The organism is Pseudomonas sp. KnCO4 (assembly GCF_045344305.1).
Classification (GTDB): Bacteria; Pseudomonadota; Gammaproteobacteria; order Pseudomonadales; family Pseudomonadaceae; genus Aquipseudomonas; species Aquipseudomonas anuradhapurensis.
The window spans coordinates 716,183-738,933 of record NZ_CP174199.1; the positions used below are offsets into that span (position 1 = coordinate 716,183).

Annotated in this window: 23 protein-coding genes; 16 read left to right on the forward strand and 7 right to left on the reverse strand. The window is 63.3% G+C overall.

Translation table 11 applies throughout. The features are described 5' to 3' along the window. The first annotated feature begins 455 nt into the window (after positions 1 to 455). Both ACJA3S_RS03315 and ACJA3S_RS03320 read left to right on the forward strand, forming a co-directional pair. Complete coding sequence (locus tag ACJA3S_RS03315; RefSeq protein WP_406820823.1) at positions 456 to 1,811, forward strand: type II toxin-antitoxin system HipA family toxin; 1,356 nt, start codon at positions 456 to 458, stop codon at positions 1,809 to 1,811. Continuing rightward, the gene (locus tag ACJA3S_RS03320) at positions 1,808 to 2,278 is read left to right on the forward strand and encodes a helix-turn-helix domain-containing protein (RefSeq protein ID WP_406820824.1); all 471 of its coding nucleotides are present in this window, start codon (positions 1,808 to 1,810) and stop codon (positions 2,276 to 2,278) included. Before ACJA3S_RS03315 ends, ACJA3S_RS03320 begins: the two co-directional genes overlap by 4 nt. Before the next feature lie 223 nt (positions 2,279 to 2,501). On the opposite strand, the gene ACJA3S_RS03325 is transcribed toward ACJA3S_RS03320, so the two are convergent. Beyond that, positions 2,502 to 2,945, reverse strand: coding sequence for an Lrp/AsnC family transcriptional regulator (locus tag ACJA3S_RS03325; RefSeq protein WP_406820825.1), 444 nt, complete (start codon positions 2,943 to 2,945; stop codon positions 2,502 to 2,504). 111 nt (positions 2,946 to 3,056) lie between these two features. Here ACJA3S_RS03325 and ACJA3S_RS03330 point away from each other — a divergent pair, with 111 nt between their 5' ends. Beyond that, entirely contained in the window at positions 3,057 to 3,704 is a 648-nt protein-coding gene (locus ACJA3S_RS03330) for a LysE family translocator (RefSeq protein ID WP_406820826.1), read from the forward strand. Positions 3,705 to 3,730: 26 nt separating this feature from the next. On the opposite strand, the gene chrA is transcribed toward ACJA3S_RS03330, so the two are convergent. Together chrA and ACJA3S_RS03340 are read right to left on the reverse strand one after the other, a co-directional pair. Then, a complete protein-coding gene (gene chrA / locus ACJA3S_RS03335; RefSeq protein WP_406820827.1) occupies positions 3,731 to 5,101 on the reverse strand; it encodes a chromate efflux transporter in 1,371 nt (456 codons plus the stop codon). Next, positions 5,094 to 6,035 carry a chromate resistance protein ChrB domain-containing protein gene (locus ACJA3S_RS03340; protein ID WP_406820828.1) on the reverse strand — a complete coding sequence of 314 codons (942 nt, stop codon included), beginning with the start codon at positions 6,033 to 6,035 and terminating at the stop codon, positions 5,094 to 5,096. The genes chrA and ACJA3S_RS03340 overlap by 8 nt, the downstream gene beginning before the upstream one ends. A gap of 249 nt (positions 6,036 to 6,284) precedes the next feature. On the opposite strand from ACJA3S_RS03340, the gene ACJA3S_RS03345 reads away from it, so the two are divergent. Beyond that, positions 6,285 to 6,725: a YqaA family protein gene (locus ACJA3S_RS03345; protein ID WP_406820829.1), complete on the forward strand. Its 441-nt coding sequence runs from the start codon at positions 6,285 to 6,287 to the stop codon at positions 6,723 to 6,725. Then, positions 6,722 to 7,456, forward strand: coding sequence for a TraX family protein (locus ACJA3S_RS03350; RefSeq protein WP_406820830.1), 735 nt, complete (start codon positions 6,722 to 6,724; stop codon positions 7,454 to 7,456). The genes ACJA3S_RS03345 and ACJA3S_RS03350 overlap by 4 nt, the downstream gene beginning before the upstream one ends. Before the next feature lie 11 nt (positions 7,457 to 7,467). Here ACJA3S_RS03350 and ACJA3S_RS03355 read toward each other — a convergent pair whose 3' ends face one another. Next, positions 7,468 to 8,406 carry an aromatic alcohol reductase gene (locus ACJA3S_RS03355; RefSeq protein WP_406820831.1) on the reverse strand — a complete coding sequence of 313 codons (939 nt, stop codon included), beginning with the start codon at positions 8,404 to 8,406 and terminating at the stop codon, positions 7,468 to 7,470. Between the two features lie 96 nt (positions 8,407 to 8,502). Between ACJA3S_RS03355 and ACJA3S_RS03360 the strand changes: the two genes are divergently transcribed. Then, positions 8,503 to 8,946 carry a winged helix-turn-helix transcriptional regulator gene (locus ACJA3S_RS03360; RefSeq protein WP_406820832.1) on the forward strand — a complete coding sequence of 148 codons (444 nt, stop codon included), beginning with the start codon at positions 8,503 to 8,505 and terminating at the stop codon, positions 8,944 to 8,946. A 243-nt stretch (positions 8,947 to 9,189) separates the two neighbouring features. Beyond that, positions 9,190 to 10,119, forward strand: coding sequence for a malate dehydrogenase (locus tag ACJA3S_RS03365; RefSeq protein ID WP_406820833.1), 930 nt, complete (start codon positions 9,190 to 9,192; stop codon positions 10,117 to 10,119). A gap of 63 nt (positions 10,120 to 10,182) precedes the next feature. Here ACJA3S_RS03365 and ACJA3S_RS03370 read toward each other — a convergent pair whose 3' ends face one another. Together ACJA3S_RS03370 and ACJA3S_RS03375 are read right to left on the reverse strand one after the other, a co-directional pair. Further along, positions 10,183 to 11,004 (reverse strand): amino acid ABC transporter permease, encoded by an 822-nt coding sequence (locus tag ACJA3S_RS03370; protein WP_170028180.1) that lies wholly within the window; start codon positions 11,002 to 11,004, stop codon positions 10,183 to 10,185. Further along, positions 11,001 to 11,822, reverse strand: coding sequence for an ABC transporter substrate-binding protein (locus tag ACJA3S_RS03375; protein WP_186673913.1), 822 nt, complete (start codon positions 11,820 to 11,822; stop codon positions 11,001 to 11,003). The genes ACJA3S_RS03370 and ACJA3S_RS03375 overlap by 4 nt, the downstream gene beginning before the upstream one ends. A 118-nt stretch (positions 11,823 to 11,940) precedes the next feature. Between ACJA3S_RS03375 and ACJA3S_RS03380 the strand changes: the two genes are divergently transcribed. The 9 genes from ACJA3S_RS03380 (at position 11,941) to ACJA3S_RS03420 (ending at position 21,671) form a co-directional block, all read left to right on the forward strand. After that, positions 11,941 to 12,825 carry a homocysteine S-methyltransferase family protein gene (locus ACJA3S_RS03380; RefSeq protein ID WP_406822193.1) on the forward strand — a complete coding sequence of 295 codons (885 nt, stop codon included), beginning with the start codon at positions 11,941 to 11,943 and terminating at the stop codon, positions 12,823 to 12,825. A gap of 169 nt (positions 12,826 to 12,994) precedes the next feature. Next, complete coding sequence (locus tag ACJA3S_RS03385; RefSeq protein WP_186689275.1) at positions 12,995 to 14,266, forward strand: cystathionine gamma-synthase family protein; 1,272 nt, start codon at positions 12,995 to 12,997, stop codon at positions 14,264 to 14,266. 143 nt (positions 14,267 to 14,409) lie between these two features. Next, a complete protein-coding gene (locus ACJA3S_RS03390; protein WP_406820834.1) occupies positions 14,410 to 15,849 on the forward strand; it encodes an amino acid permease in 1,440 nt (479 codons plus the stop codon). Between the two features lie 46 nt (positions 15,850 to 15,895). Then, positions 15,896 to 16,780 carry a LysR substrate-binding domain-containing protein gene (locus tag ACJA3S_RS03395; RefSeq protein WP_406820835.1) on the forward strand — a complete coding sequence of 295 codons (885 nt, stop codon included), beginning with the start codon at positions 15,896 to 15,898 and terminating at the stop codon, positions 16,778 to 16,780. A 22-nt stretch (positions 16,781 to 16,802) separates the two neighbouring features. Beyond that, entirely contained in the window at positions 16,803 to 18,191 is a 1,389-nt protein-coding gene (locus tag ACJA3S_RS03400; RefSeq protein WP_406820836.1) for a threonine synthase, read from the forward strand. Then, positions 18,188 to 18,625, forward strand: coding sequence for an Lrp/AsnC family transcriptional regulator (locus ACJA3S_RS03405; protein ID WP_170028186.1), 438 nt, complete (start codon positions 18,188 to 18,190; stop codon positions 18,623 to 18,625). The genes ACJA3S_RS03400 and ACJA3S_RS03405 overlap by 4 nt, the downstream gene beginning before the upstream one ends. Before the next feature lie 206 nt (positions 18,626 to 18,831). After that, a complete protein-coding gene (locus ACJA3S_RS03410) occupies positions 18,832 to 19,875 on the forward strand; it encodes a homoserine dehydrogenase (RefSeq protein ID WP_406820837.1) in 1,044 nt (347 codons plus the stop codon). 12 nt (positions 19,876 to 19,887) lie between these two features. Further along, positions 19,888 to 21,306: an aldehyde dehydrogenase family protein gene (locus ACJA3S_RS03415; RefSeq protein WP_406820838.1), complete on the forward strand. Its 1,419-nt coding sequence runs from the start codon at positions 19,888 to 19,890 to the stop codon at positions 21,304 to 21,306. Between the two features lie 41 nt (positions 21,307 to 21,347). After that, positions 21,348 to 21,671, forward strand: a complete 324-nt coding sequence (locus ACJA3S_RS03420) for a RidA family protein (protein ID WP_406822194.1) — start codon at positions 21,348 to 21,350, stop codon at positions 21,669 to 21,671. Between the two features lie 24 nt (positions 21,672 to 21,695). Here the strand turns inward: ACJA3S_RS03420 and ACJA3S_RS03425 are convergent, their stop codons facing one another. Then, positions 21,696 to 22,643 (reverse strand): arsenic resistance protein, encoded by a 948-nt coding sequence (locus tag ACJA3S_RS03425; RefSeq protein WP_406820839.1) that lies wholly within the window; start codon positions 22,641 to 22,643, stop codon positions 21,696 to 21,698. Between the last annotated feature and the right edge of the window lie 108 nt (positions 22,644 to 22,751).

Consider the following 22,751-nt stretch of genomic DNA (forward strand, 5'->3'; position numbering starts at 1 on the left):
GAATTCAGCCTCTTTCGTGTTGATACGATTCCTGTCTCCGCACCAGACAGTTTGGCCGATAGTGTTTCTTTGCTATAGGCCCATCGATGTAAGCCCGCCCAGTGCGGGCTTTCTTGCGCCTGTTTTTCTCAACAGGCCTGCGAGCCTCGGACGTAACCGTTCAACCCCTGTGGTTAGCGCCATAACGCGACCCATTTCTACAGGCAGCTCCCGCCCTGCAGGAGCAGGCTTACCCGCGATCCCGGGCGAAGCTCGTACTATCCAACACCTGACCAGCGCAAATAACTGGATCCTATAAACCATAGGCCGAATCACAGGCAGCTTCTGCTTGCCAGGCGCAGCGACCTCCAGCACCTCCAGCGCGCGGTGAATACGTAATCGGTAGTGTGGTGCCGATTTTGCCTGTTTCAAAGCTCTTAATCAGCAAAATATTGCCGGTTTATGCCGCGCGCTCTATGATAACCAGCATTCAATTACTGATTAATGGTGTGGCGATGCCGCTCAGAATCACGATCCAGGCCTTCTCCGATGGTGCATGGAGCGATGCAGCGACACTCACGGTTGCAAACCCCGAGCGTGTTGCTGATGGGAGGTGTCTTGTCGCATATGACCACGACTACATCATCGCGAACATTGATCGCATGGAAGATCGTTGCGAACTGGCCCTAAGCGTTAACCTGCCGTTGAACTGGGACCACCATGACGTCAAAGGGTATCCAGCATTCCTCTACGACATCATTCCCTCTGGGGCTGCCAAGGACTCTCTTGAATCCCGCTACGGGCGTCTTAAGCCCGAGGGCGTGGAAATGGGGCTGTACCTTCTGGAGCGCTTCACCCCGGCCCCTATTGGGCATCTGCGCATCAAGGAGTCGGTGGAAGGCCTCCAGCCAGATCGGCACGAGGCTTTCGCGCATGCCGAGGTCGTGGACAGGACGAACGAATTTCTTGAGTACGCCTACGAAACCGGCGCGGCGTTGGGCGGTGCTACCGGGGCCAACGGGCAAGCCCCCAAGCTGGTCATGACCGAAGCCCACGACGGTGCTCTCTACGCTGATGCGATGCTCCCCGATGACCAGGCGTGCCGTCACTGGCTGATCAAGTTCGCGCGTAATCGAGGCGGCGAGCGCGACAAAGACATCCTGCGAACAGAGTTCCACTACTACAAGGCGGTTGCTGCCCTCGGTCTCGATACGGTTCCGACTGATGGTTTGGCCCTTGAAGAAGCAGTGAAGCCAAGCCTCTGGATGCCACGATTTGATCGCCGAGTAGTAGATGGCGTGGTGGAGCGGATACCGCTGGAGTCGGTGTACTCGATCTGCGGCATTACCGGCTACGCGCAACCGATGGCGCATGCCGAAGTGGTTCACCGGCTGGTAGGTCTATGGATCGACAACGGCCAGCAGGATGAGGTGGACGACCTGGTGTTCGAGTACGTGCGGCGCGATCTGCTGAACCGCATTCTAGGCAACACCGATAACCACGGCCGCAACACCTCCATCATGCGTGTGGGTGGGAAGTTTCGTTTGGCGCCAATCTATGACCTCGCGCCAATGATCCTGGATGAAGAGGGCATCACACGGACGACGAAGTGGGCGGCGGAGCGCAAGGGGTCTTCTGATTGGAGCGACAACTGCGCTGAGCTGGCTGGTTGCACTGATCCCGATGCTCTGCTGCAACGGTTGATGAAGGCAGCTGAGGAATTCAGGGCGTTGCCCGACCTACTGACCGATGCTCCAGAATCGATGCGCAATGCAGCCTCCATACCCGTGAATAACCTGGACAAGCGACTCGTGGAGTGGGGACTGCGATGAAAAAACTACACCCTGAAGAGCGCGCTCAGCTCGTAGAGGATATCGTCAAGCGCAACGCGGCGGGGCTCGATCCAATTGGGGCATCCATCCGCCGTTTGCGGCTCGAAGTCACCGGGCTTGACCAAGAGACTTTCGCAGCCATGTGCAAGATATCCACGAAAAGCCTGTACGAACTGGAAAGCGGCAAGTCGAATCCGAAGCTCAGCACTTTGGAGGCCGTGTTGCGTCTGTTTGGCGTGCGGATGGGTATGGTGATGACGGCCAAAGATAAGCCCACTGCAACGGTCGTCGGCAACAATATCGGCCAGTTGAAGGCTGGTGGGCCAATCGCTGTGGCCGCGCTGCAGGCCAGTTCCTCCGTGGTCGCCGGACCGAAACGAGGGAAAAGCCCTGCGGCAGCCAAAGCGAAGAAGGCAGTATCGAGGCCGGCGTCGCCACGGGCCCGTAAAAGCAGTCAGGAAAATTGACTGACAGTCGCTGCGTTCAACCGGCTCGGGATCTTCAGGCGCTGGTCTCATCAGTCAGTGCTGCCTCCACCGGCCCAGGTAACGATGCTCAGGAGGCCCAATCGTGAGATGCCCGTGCTCCCGGTCGAACTGAGCCGCTAATCCCGCGTAGCGGAAAATCCCCACAGGTCGCAGAGATCTTGATCCCGGCCGGTTTTTGTTTCTCCTACCCCCGCCCGGCACATCAAAGTCGCGCGGGCCGCTCAAGCGCACGGGGTGGAATCGGGGTCGACATCACAATGGACGTCCGCGTCTCCCCATAGCGGTTGATCTTTTCAATCAACCGTTCCAAATCACCCATGCTCGCCGCCACCACCCGAAAGATGTAAGAGTCCGCCCCCGTTATGTGATGGCACTCCAAAACCTCCGGTATCCCCTCCAGCACCTTGAGAAACTTCGCCTTGGCCGGCTGGGGCACGGTCATCGCCAACATAGCGCCAACCAGGTAGCCAGCAGCTATCGGGTTGACCCGAGCCGCATAGCCCTCGATCACCCCCTCTTCTTCAAGGCGCCTGACGCGCTCGGTTACAGCGGGTACCGATAGATGCACATGCCGCGCAAGCTCGGTATAGGTCATGCGGCCATTGCCTTGAAGGCGCTCGAGGATTTTCCAGTCAATATCATCCATGTGCCTTAATTCCTTAGGTAGATTTGTTTTTTTCCTTGGAAAACCCATTCTGCACAATCGCCGGTATACCTACCATTCTCCCGAGCCCCTGCCTATCGTCTGGAGAAACCCATGCTGCTGGCTAAATCATTCGTTATCGGCTTTTCGATTGCTGCACCTGTGGGCCCGATTGGACTGCTGTGCGTTCAGCGAAGCCTGAAGAACGGCTTCCGTTCGGGACTTGCGACCGGGCTGGGTGCTGCCAGCGCCGATACGGTCTATGGGTTGATCGGCGCGCTGGGCATTACCGGGATTTTCCTGTCTGCCCCTTCGCTGGCCACCGTGCTCAAAGTGTTGGGTGGTGCATTTCTGCTGTGGTTGGCCTGGAGCATTGCCCGAGATGCGCTTAAACCCAGGCAGGCTGCGGAGGCGGCCGCTTCTGCGTCGGTGACGCGCGACTTTCTCACAGCGTTTGGGCTAACCCTGTCAAACCCGATGACCATATTGGCCTTCATTGCCATTTTTGCAGCGCTCGATCCCTTGGCCAGCCAGCGACAGCAGGGCGACAGCGCAATGTGGTTCGCCACCTTCCTGATGCTCGCCGGGGTGTTTCTAGGGTCGGCTGCCTGGTGGCTCTGCCTGAGCGGGTTTACCGCAGCACTGCGCAAGAAAATGCCTGTTGCCTTCATGCGCGTCATCTCTGCCGTTTCCGCAGTCGCCATCGGCACTTTCGGGTTCGTCCAGGTGTTCTCCGAGTTGTGGCAGGTCGTTCCTCGTTGAGCAGGGGCTGTGAATCGCCCCTGGTTTCAAGCCCGCAGCAAATGTACCACCAGGCCAAGCACGGCACAGCCAAACAGCACCTGAATCACCCCGCGTTTGAAGCGGAACAAGGCGACCGCCGCGGCAACCGCAATCACCGCCGAAGGCCAGTCGAACGCGCCAGCAAACCCCTTCGGCCAAAGCACGTGATAACCGAAGAACATCGCCAGGTTCAGAATCACCCCCACTACCGCCGCCGTAATCCCGGTCAGCGGCGCAGTGAACTTCACCTCGTTATGCGTCGACTCCACCAACGGCCCACCGCCGAGAATGAACAGGAACGACGGCAGGAAGGTGAACCAGGTGACCAGGCTGGCCGCGACCGCGCCAGCGAGGAACGGGTGTTCCGCGCCAAACATCGGGTGCAGGTAACCTCCAACGAAGCCGACAAAGGCCACCACCATGATCAGCGGCCCTGGCGTGGTTTCGCCCAGGGCGAGCCCGTCGATCATCTGCGCCGGTGACAGCCAGCCGTAATGGCCGACAGCGCCCTGGTAGACGTAGGGCAACACGGCGTAGGCCCCGCCAAAGGTCAACAACGCGGCCTTGGTGAAGAACCAGCCCATCTGGGTCAGGGTCGCACCCCAGCCAAACGTCAGGGTCAGCAGCGCCATGGGCATACACCACAGCGCAGCACCGACCAGCAGCAGGCGCAGCAGGTGTCCGCAGCTGAAACGGGCATGTTCGGGCGTCGGCGTGTCGTCATCGATCAGCGCCGGGCCATAGCTGTTCTTCGCAGCCCCATGGCCACCACCGATCACGAACTTGTCCGGGGCGAAGCGGCCGCCCGCATAGCCGATCAGCGCGGCGGTCAGCACGATCAGCGGGAACGGCACGTTGAGCGCGAAGATGGCCACGAACGAGGCCGCGGCCATGGCCCACAGCCAGCCGTTCTTCAGGGCCCGCGAGCCGATCCGGTGGGCCGCATGAACGACGATGGCGGTGACCGCCGGCTTGATGCCATAGAAGATGCCGGCGACCACCGGCACCTCGCCGAAGGCGATGTAGACCCAGGACAAGCCGATCAGGATGAACAGCGAAGGCAGCACGAACAGCGCGCCGGCAATCACGCCGCCCCAGGAGCGGTGCATCAGCCAACCGATGTACGTGGCGAGCTGCTGGGCCTCGGGGCCGGGCAGCAGCATGCAGTAGTTCAGTGCATGCAGGAAGCGCTTTTCGCTGATCCACCGGCGGCGCTCGACCAGCTCCTGGTGCATGATGGAAATCTGCCCGGCAGGCCCGCCAAAGCTGATGAAACCCAGCTTGAGCCAGAACAGGAAGGCCTCGAACAGGCCGACCGGCCGCAAGGCAGCGTGCGGCTTTGACTGTTCGCTCACGGCGGAGGGGGTATCAACCATTTTCGATTTCCTCACTTGCGAAAGCCGTCAGCAGCCCATCGAAGATGCCCCCGGCAACGGTGGTCAGTTGGTCGTCATCGCTGATGCTTGCTCGCAAGCCGGCGAGGACACGCTCGATACCGGGTGCTTCGGAGGGTTGGTAGCCCCCCACATCCAGGTAGTGAATCACACGCGCCAGGCGTGCCAGGCCTGGCTGCTGAACATCAAAACTGTCGATAAGCGTTTCGAACGACACCCGCTGCCCGACATGGCTGAACCTGGCGCCATCGAAGTCGAAGCCCAGCGCATCCTCTGGGCAGTCGCCGGGGCTGTCCAGCCAGATGAACCGGGCCTTGGGATCAATGAAGCGGCGGATGAGCCAGGCACAGGCCAGGCGATCGACCCACGGGCGTTTGCGGGTCGCCCAGCGGCGGCCTTGGTAATCGCCGCGCGCCAGGCGGGTGATGGCCTGGTCATGGGCACGCGGCTCATCGGCAGATAATGCGCGGCTGATGTCGGTCTCGAGCGCCTGCAAAGCCGAGTCGGTCTGGGCTTTCAGTGCGCCCGGGAAGAAATCGATGGCTGCCAGCTGAGCGAACATCTTCCTCAGCTTGCGCGCCTGCCGGGCTGTCTGCAGGGCATTGTCCGGCGACAGGTCCGCCCGGCAGCCGGCAATTTCGGCGAGCAGCCTGGTGTACTCGTCACTGCGGTTGAACAGCCCGCTGAAGCGCTCTTCACGTTCTTCCAGCGTAAGCAGAAATGCCGTGCCGTTGATGGCCAGCACGTCTCGCTCCACGGCTTCGAACGTTTCACGCCCCGCACTGTGTTCCGGCAGCAGGTATACGCCATCTCGAAGTACTGCGGCACCGCAGGCTTTCAGGGTTCTCCAGGCGCGCATACGCTCGGTGGCATTGGCAGTCGGCAGCCCGAGGATCAATAGCGACCAATTGATCACGTAGAATACTCAACATAAAAGCTATCTATCTCTACAGTAAATCAGCTCAGTTCAAAAGTAACGGATCTTTGAATATCAGTCGCCGTGTTGCCGTTTCTGCTCGGGGGCTGTCGTCATGATGATTTCGTTTCGGCAGCCATGCCGCAGGTTTGACGCGACCCTGCGGGGTGAATAGCATCGCCAGCATGGGCGAGGGCGAGCGTCAGGCCCTCGGCGAATTCAAGCAAATCACCAGGAACCTGTAGCGCCGTGTTCGAACTCACCAGCTACCTCGGGCTGTTCCTGGCCGCGTTTGCAGCGGCAACCTTGTTACCCATGCAATCGGAAGCGGCGCTGGTCGCGATGCTTGTGTCCGGGCACTACCTGCCGGTGCTACTGGTCACGGTGGCCACCGCCGGCAACGTGCTTGGCTCTGTGGCGAACTGGGTGCTTGGCCGGGGCATCGAACATTTCCGCCACAAGCGCTGGTTCCCGGTCAGCGAGGCCAAGCTGGAAAAAGCGCAGGTCATGTACCGGCGCTACGGATACTGGTCACTGCTGCTGAGCTGGGTGCCGCTGATCGGCGATCCGATCACCCTGGTGGCCGGGGTCATGCGCGAACCGTTCTGGCGGTTCCTGTTGCTGGTCACCCTGGCCAAGGGTGGGCGTTACCTGGTGCTGACGCTGGTGGTGCTCGGGAGCATGCCATGACGCCAGCCCCGGTCTGCCCGCTGGCAGCGCGGCACACCGGCCAGGACCTGATCAAGTGGATCGCCCTGATCAGCATGGTGCTCGACCACACGCGGTTGGCCTGGCCAGCGAGTGCTGACCTGTTCGTGCTTGGCCGGCTGTCCTTTCCCTTGTTCTGCCTGGCAGTGGCGATCAATGTCTCGCGAAACCCGCGAGGTGAGTTGTTCACCTGCAACAACGCTCGCTACCTCGCACTTCTGCTGCTGTTCGCTGCGCTTTCCGAAGTGCCTTACCGGCTGCTCGGCACTTCGGCAACCTTCAACGTGCTGGTTACCCTGGCGCTGGGCCTCATGGTCGCCTGGGGAGTACAACACCGGACCCTCGCCAGCCTGATAGTGGCTGGCGCTGCACTGGTGGCGGGCTATCTGTTGAGCGAACCGTTGATGTACGGTTTTTACGGGGTGTTGCTCCCCGCAGGGCTGCTGCTTGCACTCAAGCGGCCCGAGCGGTTCTTGCTGGTCCCGGTCGCCCTGTGCGTTGCCAGCAACACGCGAAGCGACCTGTTCGAACGGGCCGCACAGCTTGAGCCATTCGCGATCCTGGCGCTTTCGACCGCAGCCCTGGCGCCGCTGCTCGGGTTGGCCCTGTTCTGGGCGCGCCTGCCGTTCAAGGTCTTGCCCGTCACGCAGTGGGGCTACTGGTTCTACCCTGGGCACCTGCTGGCGTTGGTGGGCATCCGCCAGCTGTTGTAACGCTCATCACGTCATGCCTTGAGATGGGCCCGGGCCCACTGCTCGGCAGTCGTCACCTGGATCGAATGCCGCTCATTGAACGTGCCGGCTTTCGGCCAGGCCACGCCTCGGCCTTGGGCAAACACCGCGCGGTACTTCTTGATGTGATGCGTAGGGTCTTTTTCCAGCTCCTGCAGCAGGTACGGGACCGTCCACACGTTGCGTTCGAATGGCCGTCCCAGCACCCGCTCAAGCAGTTCGGCAACCTCGCCATAGGTCACCGTGTCGCCCGCGAGGTAGACGATCTCGTTACGCAAGCGTGGTTCGAAGAACACGATCTCCGCTGTCAGAACACCAATGTCGTCCGGGGTGGTGAGGGTAACGCTGGTTTCAAGGCTGCCAAGCGCATTGACAGTATCGTTTTCGAAATCGACAACTTCAAAGACCGGTTCGAACAGGAAGCTGGTGAACATGCCAGTCGAGATAATGACCCACTCGGTCCGGTCCTGCGCCCGCAGCAGCTCGCGCACATCAAGCTGGGCATCGAAAAGGTCCTGTGGGCTGCCGCGCCCGATTACCTCGAAGTCCACGCCGAACTGCCAGGGGAAATAGCGTTTGACGCCGGACTTGAGTGCTGCGGTTGCCAGTTTCATCGGGGTTTCACGGCCCGCGACCATCCCTGCACAGCCGATCACGGTGTCGAACTGGGCGAAGACGTCTGCCAGCTGATCGATGGAGTCGTTTACCAGGTCGGCAGCGACCATCTGGATGCCCAAGCTACGCAACTCATCAATTTCGGCCTTTTTCTCAGGCACCTGGGTATGGATGCTCGAGTGCCTGAGCAGGACGCTGACCGTGGCGCCGGGAACGCGTTTCGCGACCCGGGCAAGGTTGCGCAAGACCGGCAAGCCGAGTTCTCCTGCGCCTAGTACGAGGATCGATTGAGGGGCGGGGTGGGTTGATCGGGTCATGATTTGTCCTGAATAGCGTTGCGATAAGATGGACAAATGCTTGCACGACCGAGCCGCGCTCGTAAGAAGGCACACGCGTGATACCAGGGGAAACATATGACCGATCATGAGGCCCTGAAACAGGCCGAAACCATCTGCCAGACCCTCAGGGAGGATGACGACGGGGTTCGGCGGGAGGTGCTCGCGCATGCGGGTAGTCGCTGGTCGTTGGGGATCCTGCATGCGTTAGGGGTGTACGGCACGATGCGCCACGCCGACATCAAGCGGCAGATGAAAGGCATCACCCAGCGCATGTTGACCAAGACCCTGCGCTCGCTGGAGCGCGATGGGCTGGTCAGCCGTCATGAATTCGAGGAAATTCCGCCGCGTGTCGAATATGCACTGACACCGCTGGGGATGGGGCTGCTGGTGCGCATGTCGCCGGTCTGGACATGGGTGGTTGAAAACGCCGGGCACATCCGCGAGGCGCGTGCGCAGTTCGACAGTCAGGATGGCAGGTTACCGTTCTGGCAGCAGCCGGTTTCGATGCCTGTGGATTGAAATGGCTGTCCTCCGGGGATACTTGCTGTACCTGTGGCAGTGAGGGTAGGTGAGGGGGTGGATGGCAAGGGCTTGGTCCATGTTCGCGATACAGACGGACCGCGCGGCGTCCTCGAGCGTATCGGCGGTAGGCGCATGGCTACCGTGCATCGACCTGCGGCTGGTCATTCAGCCCCGGCAGACAATACTTCATCTCTATAAGCAGGCGTGTTTCTGGTGGCGCGCGCCGCTGGGAGGTGTCAGATGAACAAACTGTCAATCGTAGGCGCCGGCATCGTCGGCGAGGCGGCGGCGCAGATCATTGCCCGGGACGAGCTGTGCCGTGAACTGGTGCTGATGGACGTGCAGGGTGAAATGGCCAAGGGCAAGGCGCTGGACGTGTGGCAAGCGGCAGTCGAATCAGGTTCCGATACCCGCGTGCATGGCGGTGGCAATGCCGAGCTGCTGCAGGGCTCCGAGCTGGTGGTGATCACCGCAGGCGTGCCGCGCAAGCCGGGCCAGTCGCGTCAGGATGTACTCGCTACCAACCTGCCCATCCTCGACGGCATCATGGCGGACATCAAGCAGCATGCGCCGGCGGCGACCGTGCTGGTGGTGTCCAACCCGGTCGATGTGCTCACCTACCGCGCCTGGAGCCTCAGCGGGCAGGGGCGCAGCAAGGTGTTCGGCCAGGCAGGGGTGCTGGATACCGCGCGAATGAAGTGCTTCATCGCCGAACAGACCGGTTTCTCCGCCCGTGACATCACTGCGCTGGTGCTCGGCGGGCATGGCGACAGCATGGTGCCGCTGATGCGCTACTGCCAGATCGGCTCGGTGCCGTTGTCGCACTTCCTGTCCAGTGCGCAGATCGAGCAGATCGTCGAGCGCACGCGCAAAGGTGGCGGCGAGATCCTTGGCTTGAAGAAGCTGGGCAGCGCCTGCGATGCGCCGGGCGTGGCCATCGCGCAGATGGTGGACGCGATCGCCAACGGGCGGAACCGCATCCTGCCGGCGGTGGCGATTCTAGAGGGCGAGTATGGGCGCAGGGATATCGCCATGGGCGTGCCTTGCGTACTGGCCGAGGAGGGGCTGGCGCGGGTGATCGAGCTGCCGCTGGATGCACAGGAACAGGCGATGTTCGACCAGTCGGCCGACCAGGTGGCGCGGGATATCGCCGAAATGAAAGCGCTGTGACTCTCTGTGCTGTGGGAGCGGGCACACCCGCTCCCACAGAAAGCTGCCTACCGCTTCCGGCCCTCAGCGCTGGTAGGCCCGGCCAAAGTGCCGCTCCAGCCGCGCCTGCACCAGCTCCAGCAGAATCGACAGCACCCAGTAGATCACCGCTGCCGTGGTCAGCATCTCCAGGTAGCGATAGCTCGAACGCCCGTACGACTGCGCCAGGAACATCACCTCCCAGACGCCCATCACCGAGATCAGCGACGAGTCCTTGAGCATCGAGATGAACTGGTTGGCTGTCGGCGGAATGATCACGCGCATGGCCTGGGGCAGGACGATGTGCCAGAAGATCTGCGGCGTGCGCATGCCCAGCGCCAGCGCCGCTTCACGCTGCCCGCGGGCGACACCGAGGATGCCGGCACGGAAGATCTCGCTCAGGTAGGCGCCGTAGTTCAGCGACAGGGCGATGATGCCGGCACTGATGGCGCCCGGTACCAGGCCCAGCTGTGGCAGCCCCAGGTAGATCAGCAGGATCTGGATCAGCAGCGGCGTGCCGCGGAAGAACGAGGTGTAGAAGCTGGCGATGCCCACCAGCACCGCACTGTTCGACAGGCGCGCCAAGGCGGCGGCAAAACCGAAAAGCACCGACACCAGCATCGAACACAGGCACAGGAACAGGGTCAGCGCTGCGCCCTGCAGAAAGCCGTTGGGCCCCAGCTTGAAGCCGGCAAGGTTGGGGAACTTCTCCAGGATGATCGAGAACTTCAGGTCGAAGCTGAGGAAAAACGCCACGAACAGGCCGAACAGCGCCAGCCAGGTCAGCAGCAAGCGGGTACGAAAGCCGAACAGGCTGGCACCCGTGGCTTTTGCCACGGGCTTGAGGGACGGGGGGAACGTGCTCATTTGCTGATATCGGCGCCGATCCATTTCTGCGACAGCTTGGCCAGGGTGCCGTCAGCCTTCAGCTCGGCAAATACCTGGCGCACCTTGGCATCCCACTCGGGGTCGCCTTTCTCGATGGCCACCGAGTTCGGCTCCTCGTACAGCGGGGCGCCGGCCAGCTTGAAGCGCTTGTCCTGGTCCAGGCGCGGCTGCGCGGTCACCAGGTTGGTGAGGATCGCGTCCAGGCGTACGCCGGCGCCCAGGCCCAGGTCCTGGAAGGCGACGTTGTCGGTGTCGTACGGCGCGATCTGCACGAAGTCGAAGGGGTAGTCGATCTTCTGCTCTTCCTTGCCTTCGATCACCAGGTTCTTGTTCAGGTAGCTCTCGTAGCTCGATGCGCTGGTCAGGCCGACCTTGCGGCCGTCCAGGTCCTTCGCGCCATGGATGCGCTCATCCTTGGCGTTGACCACGATCACCGCAGGCGAGGCGTAGTACTCCACCGGGAAGTCGAACACTTCGGCGCGGGCCTTGCTCGGGGTCATCGAGCAGATGCAGATGTCGTAGCGGCCACTCCAGCGGCCGGCGGCGATCACGTCCCACGATGGGGTTTCCAGGCGCAGCTTGACGCCCAGCTTGTCTGCCACGGCCTTGGCCACATCCACGTCGAAACCGGCCAGTTGGTTCTGCTCGTTGACGAAGGAGAACGGCGGGTAGCTTTCCATCAGCACGTTGACCAGTTCCTTGCGCGATTCAACCCGCTCGAGCGTGGCGCCAGCAAAGGCCTGGGAAGCAGTCGCGAGCAGCACGAGGCCCGCACCGAGCACAGTAGAAAATCGCATGTACATACCTGAAATGTTGGCCAATGGGGAGAAAGTGTATTTAATAGTTATAAACGAAACTCACATAATGAATTTAATTCATAAGAACCTGCAGAGTAGTTATATGAAACAGCGAGCGATGGTGATTCTCGACGGTGGCATGGGCCGTGAACTGCAGCGCAGTGGGGCGCCGTTTCGCCAGCCCGAATGGTCGGCCCTGGCGCTGAGCGAGGCGCCCGAAGCGGTGGTTGGCGTACACGCTGCGTTCATCGCCGCCGGTGCCCAGGTCATCACCAGCAACAGTTATGCGGTGGTGCCCTTCCACATTGGCGAAGAGCGTTTTGCCAAGGAAGGCCGCCAACTGGCCAATATCGCAGGGCAGCTGGCGCGGCACGCGGCCGATGTTGGTGCACACCCGGTCAAGGTTGCGGGCTCGTTGCCGCCGCTGTTCGGCTCCTACCGCCCGGACCTGTTCCAGCCAGAGCGCGTCGAGGAAGTGCTGTCGCCGCTGTTGCAGGGCCTGGCTCCGCATGTCGACCTGTGGCTGGCCGAAACCCAGAGCTCGGTTGCCGAAGTACGGGCCATCCACGCCCACCTGCCGGAAGACGGCAAGCCGTTCTGGGTGTCGTTCACCTTGCAGGACGAAGACGTGGACGACACCCCACGCCTGCGTTCCGGCGAGCCGGTGGCCGATGCCATCGAGGCGGTGGTCGGCCTGGGTGTGGCGGCGGTGCTGTTCAACTGCAGCCAGCCCGAGGTCATTGGCGCTGCGGTGGATGTGGCGCGCTCGGTGATCGAGCGACACAACGCTGACGTGGCCATCGGTGCCTATGCCAACGCCTTCCCGCCGCAGCCGAAGGAAGCCACCGCCAATGATGGCCTGGATGAGCTGCGCGAAGATCTTGACCCGCCGGGTTACCTGGCCTGGGCCGCTGACTGGCGCAAGCGTGGCGCCAGCATGATCGGCGGCTGCTGTGGCATTGGCCCGGAGCACATTGCCGAGCTGAAGCGCAACCTGGCGTGAAGCCATGAGGGGGTCGGGCGGCGGCTGCAGCCGCCCAGCCCCCAGCCATTAAAAAAAACGCCACTCAGACCCGGATTCCATCGTTTTTCAGTCCCCCGCCATGTCCCTATAGTCCGCTGAAAGCCGATGCTCGATCGGCATACACAACTCAGCCGTGCGGGAACCGGATATGAACAACAACGAAAAATTCGAGGGCAATGCAGCGGCCGGTGTCGGTACGCGCGTGGTGTGGGGCGGCGAGCAGGTGCAGCACCCGTACAACGCCACCCAGACCCCGATCGTGGTCAGCGCCGCCTACGGTTACAACGATATCGACGCCTGGTACGACGTGGCCCAGGGCAAACTGCCGGGATACATCTACAGCCGCATGAGCAACCCGACGGTCGCCACCCTGGAAGCCAAGCTGTGCGAGCTGGAGCAGGCCGAGTCGGCCGTGGCCTTCAGCAGCGGCATGGCGGCCATCAGCGCGGTGCTGCATACCTTCCTGTGCACCGGCAAGCGCGTGGTATCGACCCGCGACAGCTACGGTGGCACCAACAAGATCTTCGAAGAGTTCCTGCCGCGCATGGGCGTGCAGGTGTGCCTGTGCGACACCCTCGACACCGAGGCGCTGGAGCGCGAAATCGCCGCCGGCTGCGACCTGCTGTACCTGGAAACCCCGACCAACCCGACCTTGAAGGTACTGGACATCCAGCGCCTGTGTGCCGCTGCCCGGCGGGTGGGTGCCGTGGTGGTGGCCGACAACACCTTCGCCACCCCGCTGAACCAGAACCCGCTGGCCCTGGGCGTGGACGTGGTGGTACACAGCGCCACCAAGTTCCTGTCCGGGCACGGTGACGTGCTGGGCGGGGTGGTTTGCGGTGCCGAGCCGCTGATGGCGCAGGTGCGGCACTACCGTGAAATCAACGGTGCGGCGCTGGACCCGTTTTCCGCCTACCTGATCATCCGCGGGATCAAGACCCTGGCTTTGCGCCTGCGTCAGCAACAGGCCAGCGCCCAGGCCCTGGCCCAGTACCTGAGCAGCGAACCGCTGGTCGAAGCGGTCAACTACCCAGGGTTGCCGGAGCACCCGGGCCATGCGATCGCCAAGGCGCAGATGCGCGGCTTCGGTGCCATTGTCAGCTTCGTGCTCAAGGGCGGCATGCCCACCGTGGCGCAGCTGCTGCCGCGCCTGAAGTACGCCCACCGGGCAGGCAACCTGGGCGCGGTGGAAACCATCTATGGCCCGGCGCGGACCACCAGCCATGTGGAAAACACCCTCGAAGAACGCCTGGCCCTGGGTATTTCCGAAGGGCTGGTGCGCATCTCGGTGGGTATCGAAGACACCGAGGACCTGCTGGCAGACCTGGCACAGGCGTGTGCAGCGGTCCGCCAGGAGTTGGCCGCAGCAAAGGACTTGCACGGTGACGCGTACGCCGGCCTGGCCGCAGTACAGGCCTGAGGCAGGCGCGTGGCACCCGTTCCTTGCGGTGGGTGCCAGTTCATGAAGTCGAACAAAAACAATATGCAAGGCAATTCGCTTCGCTCTGCCAAGACGAGGTCGTTGCAACGTCCTTGCCCGCCAACTTTCATGAGAAAACCACAATGTCCCTGCAGACAACTACAACGACAAATGCTTCTGCGCATGGCTTCAAGCAGGATATGCAAACCCGCCATATCGTCATGCTGGCGCTGGGCGGTGTCATCGGTACCGGCCTGTTCCTGACATCGGGCTACACGGTCAACCAGGCCGGGCCCCTGGGTGCGGTCATCGCCTATATCCTCGGCGCGATCATGGTCTACCTGGTGATGATGTGCCTGGGCGAACTGGCCGTGCACATGCCCGAGGTCGGCTCGTTCAGCAGTTACGCCACGCGCTACATCGGGCCGGGTACCGGCTACATGGTGGCGTGGATGTACTGGCTGACCTGGACCGTGGCCATCGGCTCGGAATTCACCGCCGCCGGCATCCTCATGGTGCGCTGGTTCCCCGATACGCCGGTGTGGCTATGGAGTGCCCTGTTCGGCCTGGCGGTGTTCATCAGCAATATCATTTCGGTGCGCTCGTTTGCCGAGACCGAGTTCTGGCTGTCACTGATCAAGGTGCTGGCGGTGGTGGCTTTCCTGGTAGTGGGCGGTGGCGCGATCCTCGGCGTGTTCGAGATTACCCAGGCGCACAGTGTCGGGCTGGGCAACTTCACCCGCGAAGGGCTGTTCCCCACCGGCTTCTGGTCGATTGCCATGACCCTGCTGGCGGTGGCCTTCGCCTTCTCCGGCACCGAGCTGATCGGCATTGCCGCCGGCGAAACCCGCGACCCGGAAAAGAACGTACCCAAGGCCATCCGCACCACGGTGCTGCGCCTGGCGCTGTTCTTCGTCGGCACCATTTTCGTCCTCGCCACCTTGTTGCCGCGTGAGCAGGCCGGCGTGGTGGAAAGCCCGTTCGTGATGGCCTTTGAAATGATCGGCATCCCGTACGCGGCAGACATCATGAACTTCGTCATCATCACTGCGCTGCTGTCTGCCGCCAACTCCGGGCTGTATGCCGCTGCGCGCATGCTCTGGACCCTCAGCGACCAAGGCAACATGCCACGCCGCTATGCCGCGCTGTCTCGCCGTGGCACGCCGTTCAATGCCATCGTCCTGAGCATGGCCGGCGGCATGGCCTCGCTGCTCAGCAGCGTGTTCGCGCCGGACACCATCTACCTGGCGCTGGTGTCGATTTCCGGGCTGGCGGTGGTGGTGGTGTGGATCAGCATCGCGGCCAGCCAGATGGCCTTCCGTCGCCATTACCTGGCCAATGGCGGCAAGCTCGAAGACCTCAAGTTCCGCGTGCGCGGCTACCCGTTCGTACCACTGGCAGCGATCTTCTGCTGCGTCCTGGCCTGCGTCGGCATCGCCTTCGACCCGGCCCAGCGCGTGGCCCTGTACTTTGGCCTGCCGTTCATTGCCTGGTGCTACCTGGCGTACTGGCTGACCCGCAGGTTCCGCGCGCAGCGTCCGCTGCCGCTGCAAACCGTGACGCCAGGTTCCGAGCCTGCCTGAGCAGAGTGATACTAGGCCACCGGAACGTTGCCACGAGAAACCGCCGATGACCCAGAAAACCCTGCCCCCCTTGAACTGGCTGAGAGCCTTCGAAGTGTCGGCGCGTTACCTGAACTTCACCCATGCCGCGGAAGAGCTGCACCTCACCCAGGGCGCCGTGAGCCAGCAGATTCGCCACCTGGAGAGCCAGTTGGGGGTGGCGCTGTTCAAGCGCCTGCCCCGGGGGCTGGGCTTGACCGAAGAAGGGCAGTCCTACCTGCCGGTGGTGCAGGATGCGATCAGCCGCCTGGCAGTGGGCACCAACGAGATCTTCGGGCAGCGCCAGCGGCGGCCGCTGAAGGTGCGCGGCAGCCTGTCGTTCCTGCACTTCTGGCTGGCCCCCCGGCTGGCCGATTTCCGCCGTGCCCAGCCACAGGTGGACATCCGCTACATCAGCAACCTGTGGGTCAAGGAACTGGATGCCGAGGACGACCTGGAAATCCGCTGGGGCAGCGGCCAGTGGCCGGGGGTGGAGGCGCAGCGGCTGACCCGCGACCTGTTGGTGCCGGTCTGCTCGCCTGCGCTGATCGCAGGCACGCCGTTACGCGAGCCGCGCGACCTGGCCGGTGTGCCGTTGCTGCATGTGCTGGGTTACGAGGAGGGCTGGGGCTACTGGCTGGAGCGGGTTGGCGCCGATCAGGTCGATTCCTCCAGCGGCCTGCAGTTCGACACCCTGGTGTCGACCTTGCGCATGGCGGAGTTGGGGCTTGGGGTGGCGCTGGCGCGTTCGTCGCTGGTCGAGGACTTGCTGCAGGAAGGGCGGCTGGTAGCGCCTTTTACCCAGCGTATCGAGGCGAGCGAATCGTTCTACCTGGTACGCGGCCTGGGCGAGGCGCTGTCCAGCGATGCCCAGGCCTTCAGCCACTGGTTGGTGGCGATGGCTCACCGTTAATCAATACATACCTGGAGCACCGATGCAGTACACATCCACGCGTGGCAACGAGATACGGGTCGATTTCCGCACGGCGCTGCTTTCCGGCCTGGCCGACGATGGCGGGCTGTACGTGCCGACTGCGGTGCCAACCTTCAGCCAGCAGGAAATCGCCAGCTGGTCCTGGCTGCCGTTCGATGAACTGGCCTGGCGGGTGATGGCGCCGTTTGTCGGCGATACCCTCGACGAGCCGACCCTCAGGGCGCTGGTCAGCGACAGCTACCGTGGCTTCAGGCACCGTGGCATCGCGCCGTTGCAGCAGATTGGCCATAACGAATGGATCCTGCAGCTGTTTCACGGGCCGACCCGCTCCTCCAAGGACTTTGCCGCGCAGTTGCAGGCGCGGCTCATCCGCCATTTCCTCGGCGCCGATTGCGAGCGGGTGATGCTGGTCGGTGCCAGCAACGGCGACACCGCGGTGGCGGCCATCGACGCCTTGCGCCATTGCCCGACGGCACGCCTGCTGGCGCTGTACCCCAACGCCGGGACGCCACCCGATCGGGCCGCAGTGATGCGCAGTGCCGCAGGCGAAAGCGTCAGCTGCGTGGCCGTGGCTGGCAGCTTCGATGACTGCCAGTCGCTGGTGTCGGCGCTGCTGCGCGCATGGCCGTGCCCGGAGCTGATTCCGGTCAGCTTCAATTCGACCAACTGGGTCGGCGTGCTGGCGCAGATCGTGTTCTATTTCCACGCGGCGCTGCAGTTGGGCGGGGGCATCCGGCCGGTCGGCTTCAGCATTCCCACGGCCAGTTTTGCCGAGATCTACGCGGGCTTCATCGCCCAGAAGATGGGCCTGCCGATCAACCAGATCATTGTCTCCACCAACCGCAACGATGCCTTGCACCGGTTCATCCACTGCAACCGATACAGCCGTGGTTCAACCAGCCAGACCTTGTCGCCGGTCATGGACTTCTCGCTGTTCTCCAACCTGGAGCGCTTCGTCTGGGAGCTGTATGAGCGCGACGGCGCGGCAACCAGGGCGCTGATGGAGCACTTCGAGGATTGCGGTGAGCTGAGCATCGGCAACCGCCAGTGGTTGCACGCGCGCATGCTGTTCGACTCGTATGCCGTGGACGATGCGCTGATCCGCGAGGAAATCGTCACGCTGTTCCAGGAGACCGGCACGGCGGTAGACCCGCATGCGGCAACCGGGGCGTTCGCCGGGCGCCTGCACCGGCGCAATATCGGCGCGCCGATCGTCACGCTGGGGCAATTCGCCCCGGAAAAGTCCGCCGCGCTGCTGGCGGAACTGGGGGCCTGGCACGGCGAGGTGCCAGCCAATGTCGCTGGCACCGCAGGCAGTGGGCCGCTGCTGGCACCCGAGGACCTGGCGGGGGTTCATGAATTGTTGGCGCAGTTGCAGGCACGGCGATGAAGCGCATCCTTGACCCCCTGGACGAGCGCATTCTCGCCGAGCTCACCGCCAATGCGCGCATTGCCCATGCCGAGCTGGGGCTGAAAGTGAACCTGTCGCGCAATGCGGTTCGCCAGCGCATCGAACGCCTGGAGCGGGACGGCGCCATCCAGGGCTACACCTTGCGCATTGGCGAGGGGCGACGGCCGACCTCGTTGATCAACGCGGTGATCTTCGTCTACCGCTACGACCGCATGCGCGGTGAAGCGGTGCTCGATGCCCTGCGCCAGATCCCCGAGGTGATCCAGTGCGAGGTACTCAGCGGCGAATTCGACCTGCTGCTACGTGTCGAAGCCTCCAGCCCGGAGCGGGTGCATCATGTGTGGAAGGAAATTGCCGCCATGCCCGGGGTCGAGAACACGGTGACGTCGTTCGTCCTGGCCGCGGTGATCTGAACCGCCCCGTTGCTCCCCAACCCTCGATACCACAACGCCGCCTGGGCTTGCGCCTCGGCGGCGTTGTGCATTCCGGGGCCGCTCGGATGCGGTTCGGGCATTGGCCAGATTGGCCAATAAATACAGCGGATTGCCATATTCAACTGGCATTGCCCGGCTCATAGGCTTGTCCTCATCGACCCATCGCCTGGAAAGGACAGCAAACCATGACCGAATACAAGATCGCACTCGTTGGCTTTGGCGGCGTGAACCGTGCCCTGGCCCAACTGATCGCCGAACGCAACGCGCGCTGGCAGCAAGAACTGGGCTTTGCCCTGAAGATCGTCGGCGTCACCGACCTGTTCCTCGGCTCGGTGATCGACCGCGATGGCCTGGATGCGGCCAGGCTGGCCGCCTTGCCCGCTGAGAAGGGCGCCCTGGCGCAGTTCCCGCAGGGTTCGGCCGAGGCATTCAACGAGGCGGTGATCAAGCAGTCCGGTGCCGACATCATCGCCGAAGCCACCTTCACCAACCCCAAGGATGGTGAGCCGGCAGCTACCTTCTGCCGCTGGGCGCTGGAAGCGGGCAAGCACGTGGTCACCACCAACAAGGGGCCGATCGCCTTGCATGCCCAGGCGCTGAAAACCCTGGCCAAGGCCAACGGCGTGTCGTTCGAATACGAAGGTGCAGTGATGAGCGGTACACCCGTACTGCGCATGGCCCGGCAGACCTTGGCCGGCGCAGGCCTGGTCGGCTTCGAGGGCATCCTCAACGGTACTTCTAACTACGTACTGACGCGCATGGAGCAAGGGCTTGGCTTTGCCGATGCGGTGGCGCAGGCACAAGCGCTTGGCTACGCCGAGGCAGACCCGACCGCCGATGTGGAAGGGCATGACGTGCGCCTGAAAGTGGTCATCCTTGCCAACGAGCTGCTCGGTGCCTGCCTGCAGGTGAGCGATGTCACCTGCAGCGGTATCAGTGGCATCGACAGCGCGGCGATCCAGCAGGCGCAGGCAGCGGGCGAGCGCTGGAAGCTGATCGGCAGCGCCAGCCGGCAGGCCGATGGATCGGTGCGCGCCAGTGTCGAAGCGCGCCTGTTGCCGGGTAACCACCCCCTGGCCGGTATCACCGGCGCAACCAACGCGGTGGCGTTCGACACCGAGTTGCTGGGCGCGGTGACCGTGTCCGGCCCGGGTGCGGGGCGTGTCGAAACGGCCTTTGCCCTGCTGTCGGATATCGTCGCCATCCACACCGCTGGCCGTTCGGCCTGAGGAGCTACGTTCATGAGCCTGACTTCCGTGTCCCGGGTAGCCTTCCAGCAACCCGCCCTGATCGATGTGTACAGCCCTTACGACGGCAGCCTGGTCGGCAGCGTCGCCAACCTCACGGCCGACGCGGTGCCGGGCCTGCTGGCGCGTGCTCGCCAGGGTGTAGGCGAAAGTGCCGCGCTGCCCCGGCACCGGCGCGCCAGCATTCTTGAACAGGCCGCCCGCCTCATCGAACGCGACGCCGCTGATTTTGCCGGGCTGATTGTCGATGAAGCGGGCAAGACCCTGCGCCAGGCCGAAAAGGAGGTAAAGCGCTGCATCAACACGCTCAAGCTGTCTGCCGAGGAAGCGCGGCGCAACGCCGGCGAAGTGGTGCCGTTCGATGCCTATGAAGGCTCCGAGTCGCGCCAGGGCTGGTTTACCCGCGAGCCGCTGGGGCTGATCCTGGCCATCACCCCGTACAACGACCCGCTCAACCTGGTGGCACACAAGCTGGGCCCGGCCATCGCCGGCGGCAATGCCGTTATCCTCAAGCCCTCGGAGCTGGCCCCGTTGTCGGCGCTCAAGCTGGTGCAGTACCTCACCGATGCCGGGCTGCCGGAGGCCGTTGTCAGCGTTGCTACCGGTGGCGCCGAACTGGGCAAGGCGCTGGTGGCCGTGCGTGATGTGCGCATGGTTTCCTTTACCGGCGGCTTCGCCACGGGCGAGCAGATTGCTCGGGGCGCGGGCTTGAAAAAGCTCGCCATGGACCTGGGCGGCAACGCCCCGGTGCTGGTGCTCAAGGACTGCGACCTCGAAGCCACTGTCGAGTCGTGCGTATCGGGCGCGTTCTGGGCCGCCGGGCAGAACTGCATCGGCACCCAGCGCATCCTGGTCGACGCCTCGATCTACGACGCGTTTCGCCAGCGCTTCGTCGCCCTGACCCAGGCCATGGTGCTGGGCGACCCGGGGCGGCGTGAAACCGACATGGGGCCGATGATCAGCGAAGCCGCTGCACGGCACATCGAAGAGCGCGTCAACCAGGCCCTGCAGGGCGGCGCCCGCCTGCTCTGTGGCCACCAGCGCCAGGGCGCCAACTATGCGCCGACGGTGCTGGAGGGTGTCGACCACAGCAGCCGGCTGTGGCGTGAAGAGGTGTTCGCCCCGGTGGTGATGCTGGCGCCTTTCGAGGACATCGAGCAGGCCGTCGCCCTGGCCAATGCCCCTGAGTACAGCTTGCATGCCGGGGTGTTTACCCGCGACTTGTCCTTGGCGCTGAGCCTGGCGAAGCGCATCGAGGCAGGCGGCGTGATGGTCAACGACTCGTCCGACTACCGCTTCGACGCCATGCCATTCGGTGGTTCCAAGTATGGAAGCCTGGGCCGCGAGGGGGTGCGCTTCGCCTACGAGGACATGACCCAGCCCAAGGTCGTGTGCATCAACCAGATGGGCTGAGAGGGAAGCTTATGATCGAGCGATACGGGGTTGGCCAGCGGATGTCGTTGGCGGTCAGCTACAGGGGCCTGTTCGAAACCGCTGGCGTGGTCGCCGACGACCTGCAGCTGGACGTGCAGGGGCAGTTGCGCCAGGCGCTGAATACGATCGACAGGCTGATGGCTGAGGCCAGGGTGGCCAAGGAGCAGTTGACCCGAGTCCAGCTGTGGATCGCCGACTACCGCCACTTCGACCTGGTGAACGAGGTGTATGACGCCTGGTTGCAGGGTTGTGCCAAACCGGCACGGGCCTGTGTCGGTGCCGACCTGGGGGAAGGCTACCTGGTCGAGGTGCAGGTGTTTGCCGTGTGTGGCGAGCGCCCGTGACCGGCAGTGGCATATGCCCGCAGGTCAGCGCACCAGCCGTGGTACCAGCCGTACGTAGACGAGCTCGCTCACCAGCTCGACCAATGTCTGGGTAATCACGGCTGCTGCCGCCAACCCGCGCACCTCGTCCGGCAACGCCAGCGCCAGCGGCAGCACTACCAGCGAGTTGCGCGTGGCGGCGCTGAAGGTCACTGCGCGTGCTTCGCTGGCCGGCAGGCGCAACAGGTGCGCCGCGAGCCTGCCGAGCAGCGGTGCCGCAAGCATGAAGCCCAGGTATACCGGGATCACCGGCAGTAACTGCTCGAAGTCACCCTGCACCATGGCGATCTGCGAGGCGATCACTACCAGCAGTACCAAAGCCATCGCCGGTACCGGCAGCCATGCCCAGGCGCTGTTCCACATTGCGACCCTGCATGAGCGACGGGCGCCGGCGCTGGTGAGTACAGCCAGGGCCAGCGGCAGCACGATCAGCAGCACGAAGGCTTCCACGAACGGGGTGAGCGCGAGCGGCACGTTGTCACCCAGCATCAGCGCCAGGTACAGCGGCAACAGCGCCAGTTGCGCCAGCAGCAGCACAGGTGTGGCGGCCAGGGTCAGGCGCGCATCGCCTTTGCCGATATGGGTGAACACCACCACGTAGTCGATGCACGGGGTCAGCAGCACCAGCAGCGCACCGACGAGGAGTGCCGGCTGGTCGCCCAGACCACGAGTGATGGCCCAGACCAGCAATGGCACAAGGATGAAGTTGGCCAGCAGCAAGGCCGCCATGAAACGGCGGTTACCCAGGCCTTGGCGCAGGTCGAGGAAGGGAATCTGCAGGAACATCGCGTACATCAGCACGGCGATGGCGGGCGTGATCAGGGTTTGCAACAAGCGTGCGGTATCGCTGGCCAGCAGGCCGAAGGCGACGGCGGCGAGTACGACGGCGAAATAGATCGGGATCTGCCGGGTTTCGAGTTGCTCTCTGGTCAAGGTGCGGCCTGTGTCTGCTGGCTGAAAGGCACACAGGGTAATACGCACTATCAGCAGCGTGTCGCGCTTTTTTGTAGGAGCGGCCTTGTGTCGCGAAAGGACCGCAAC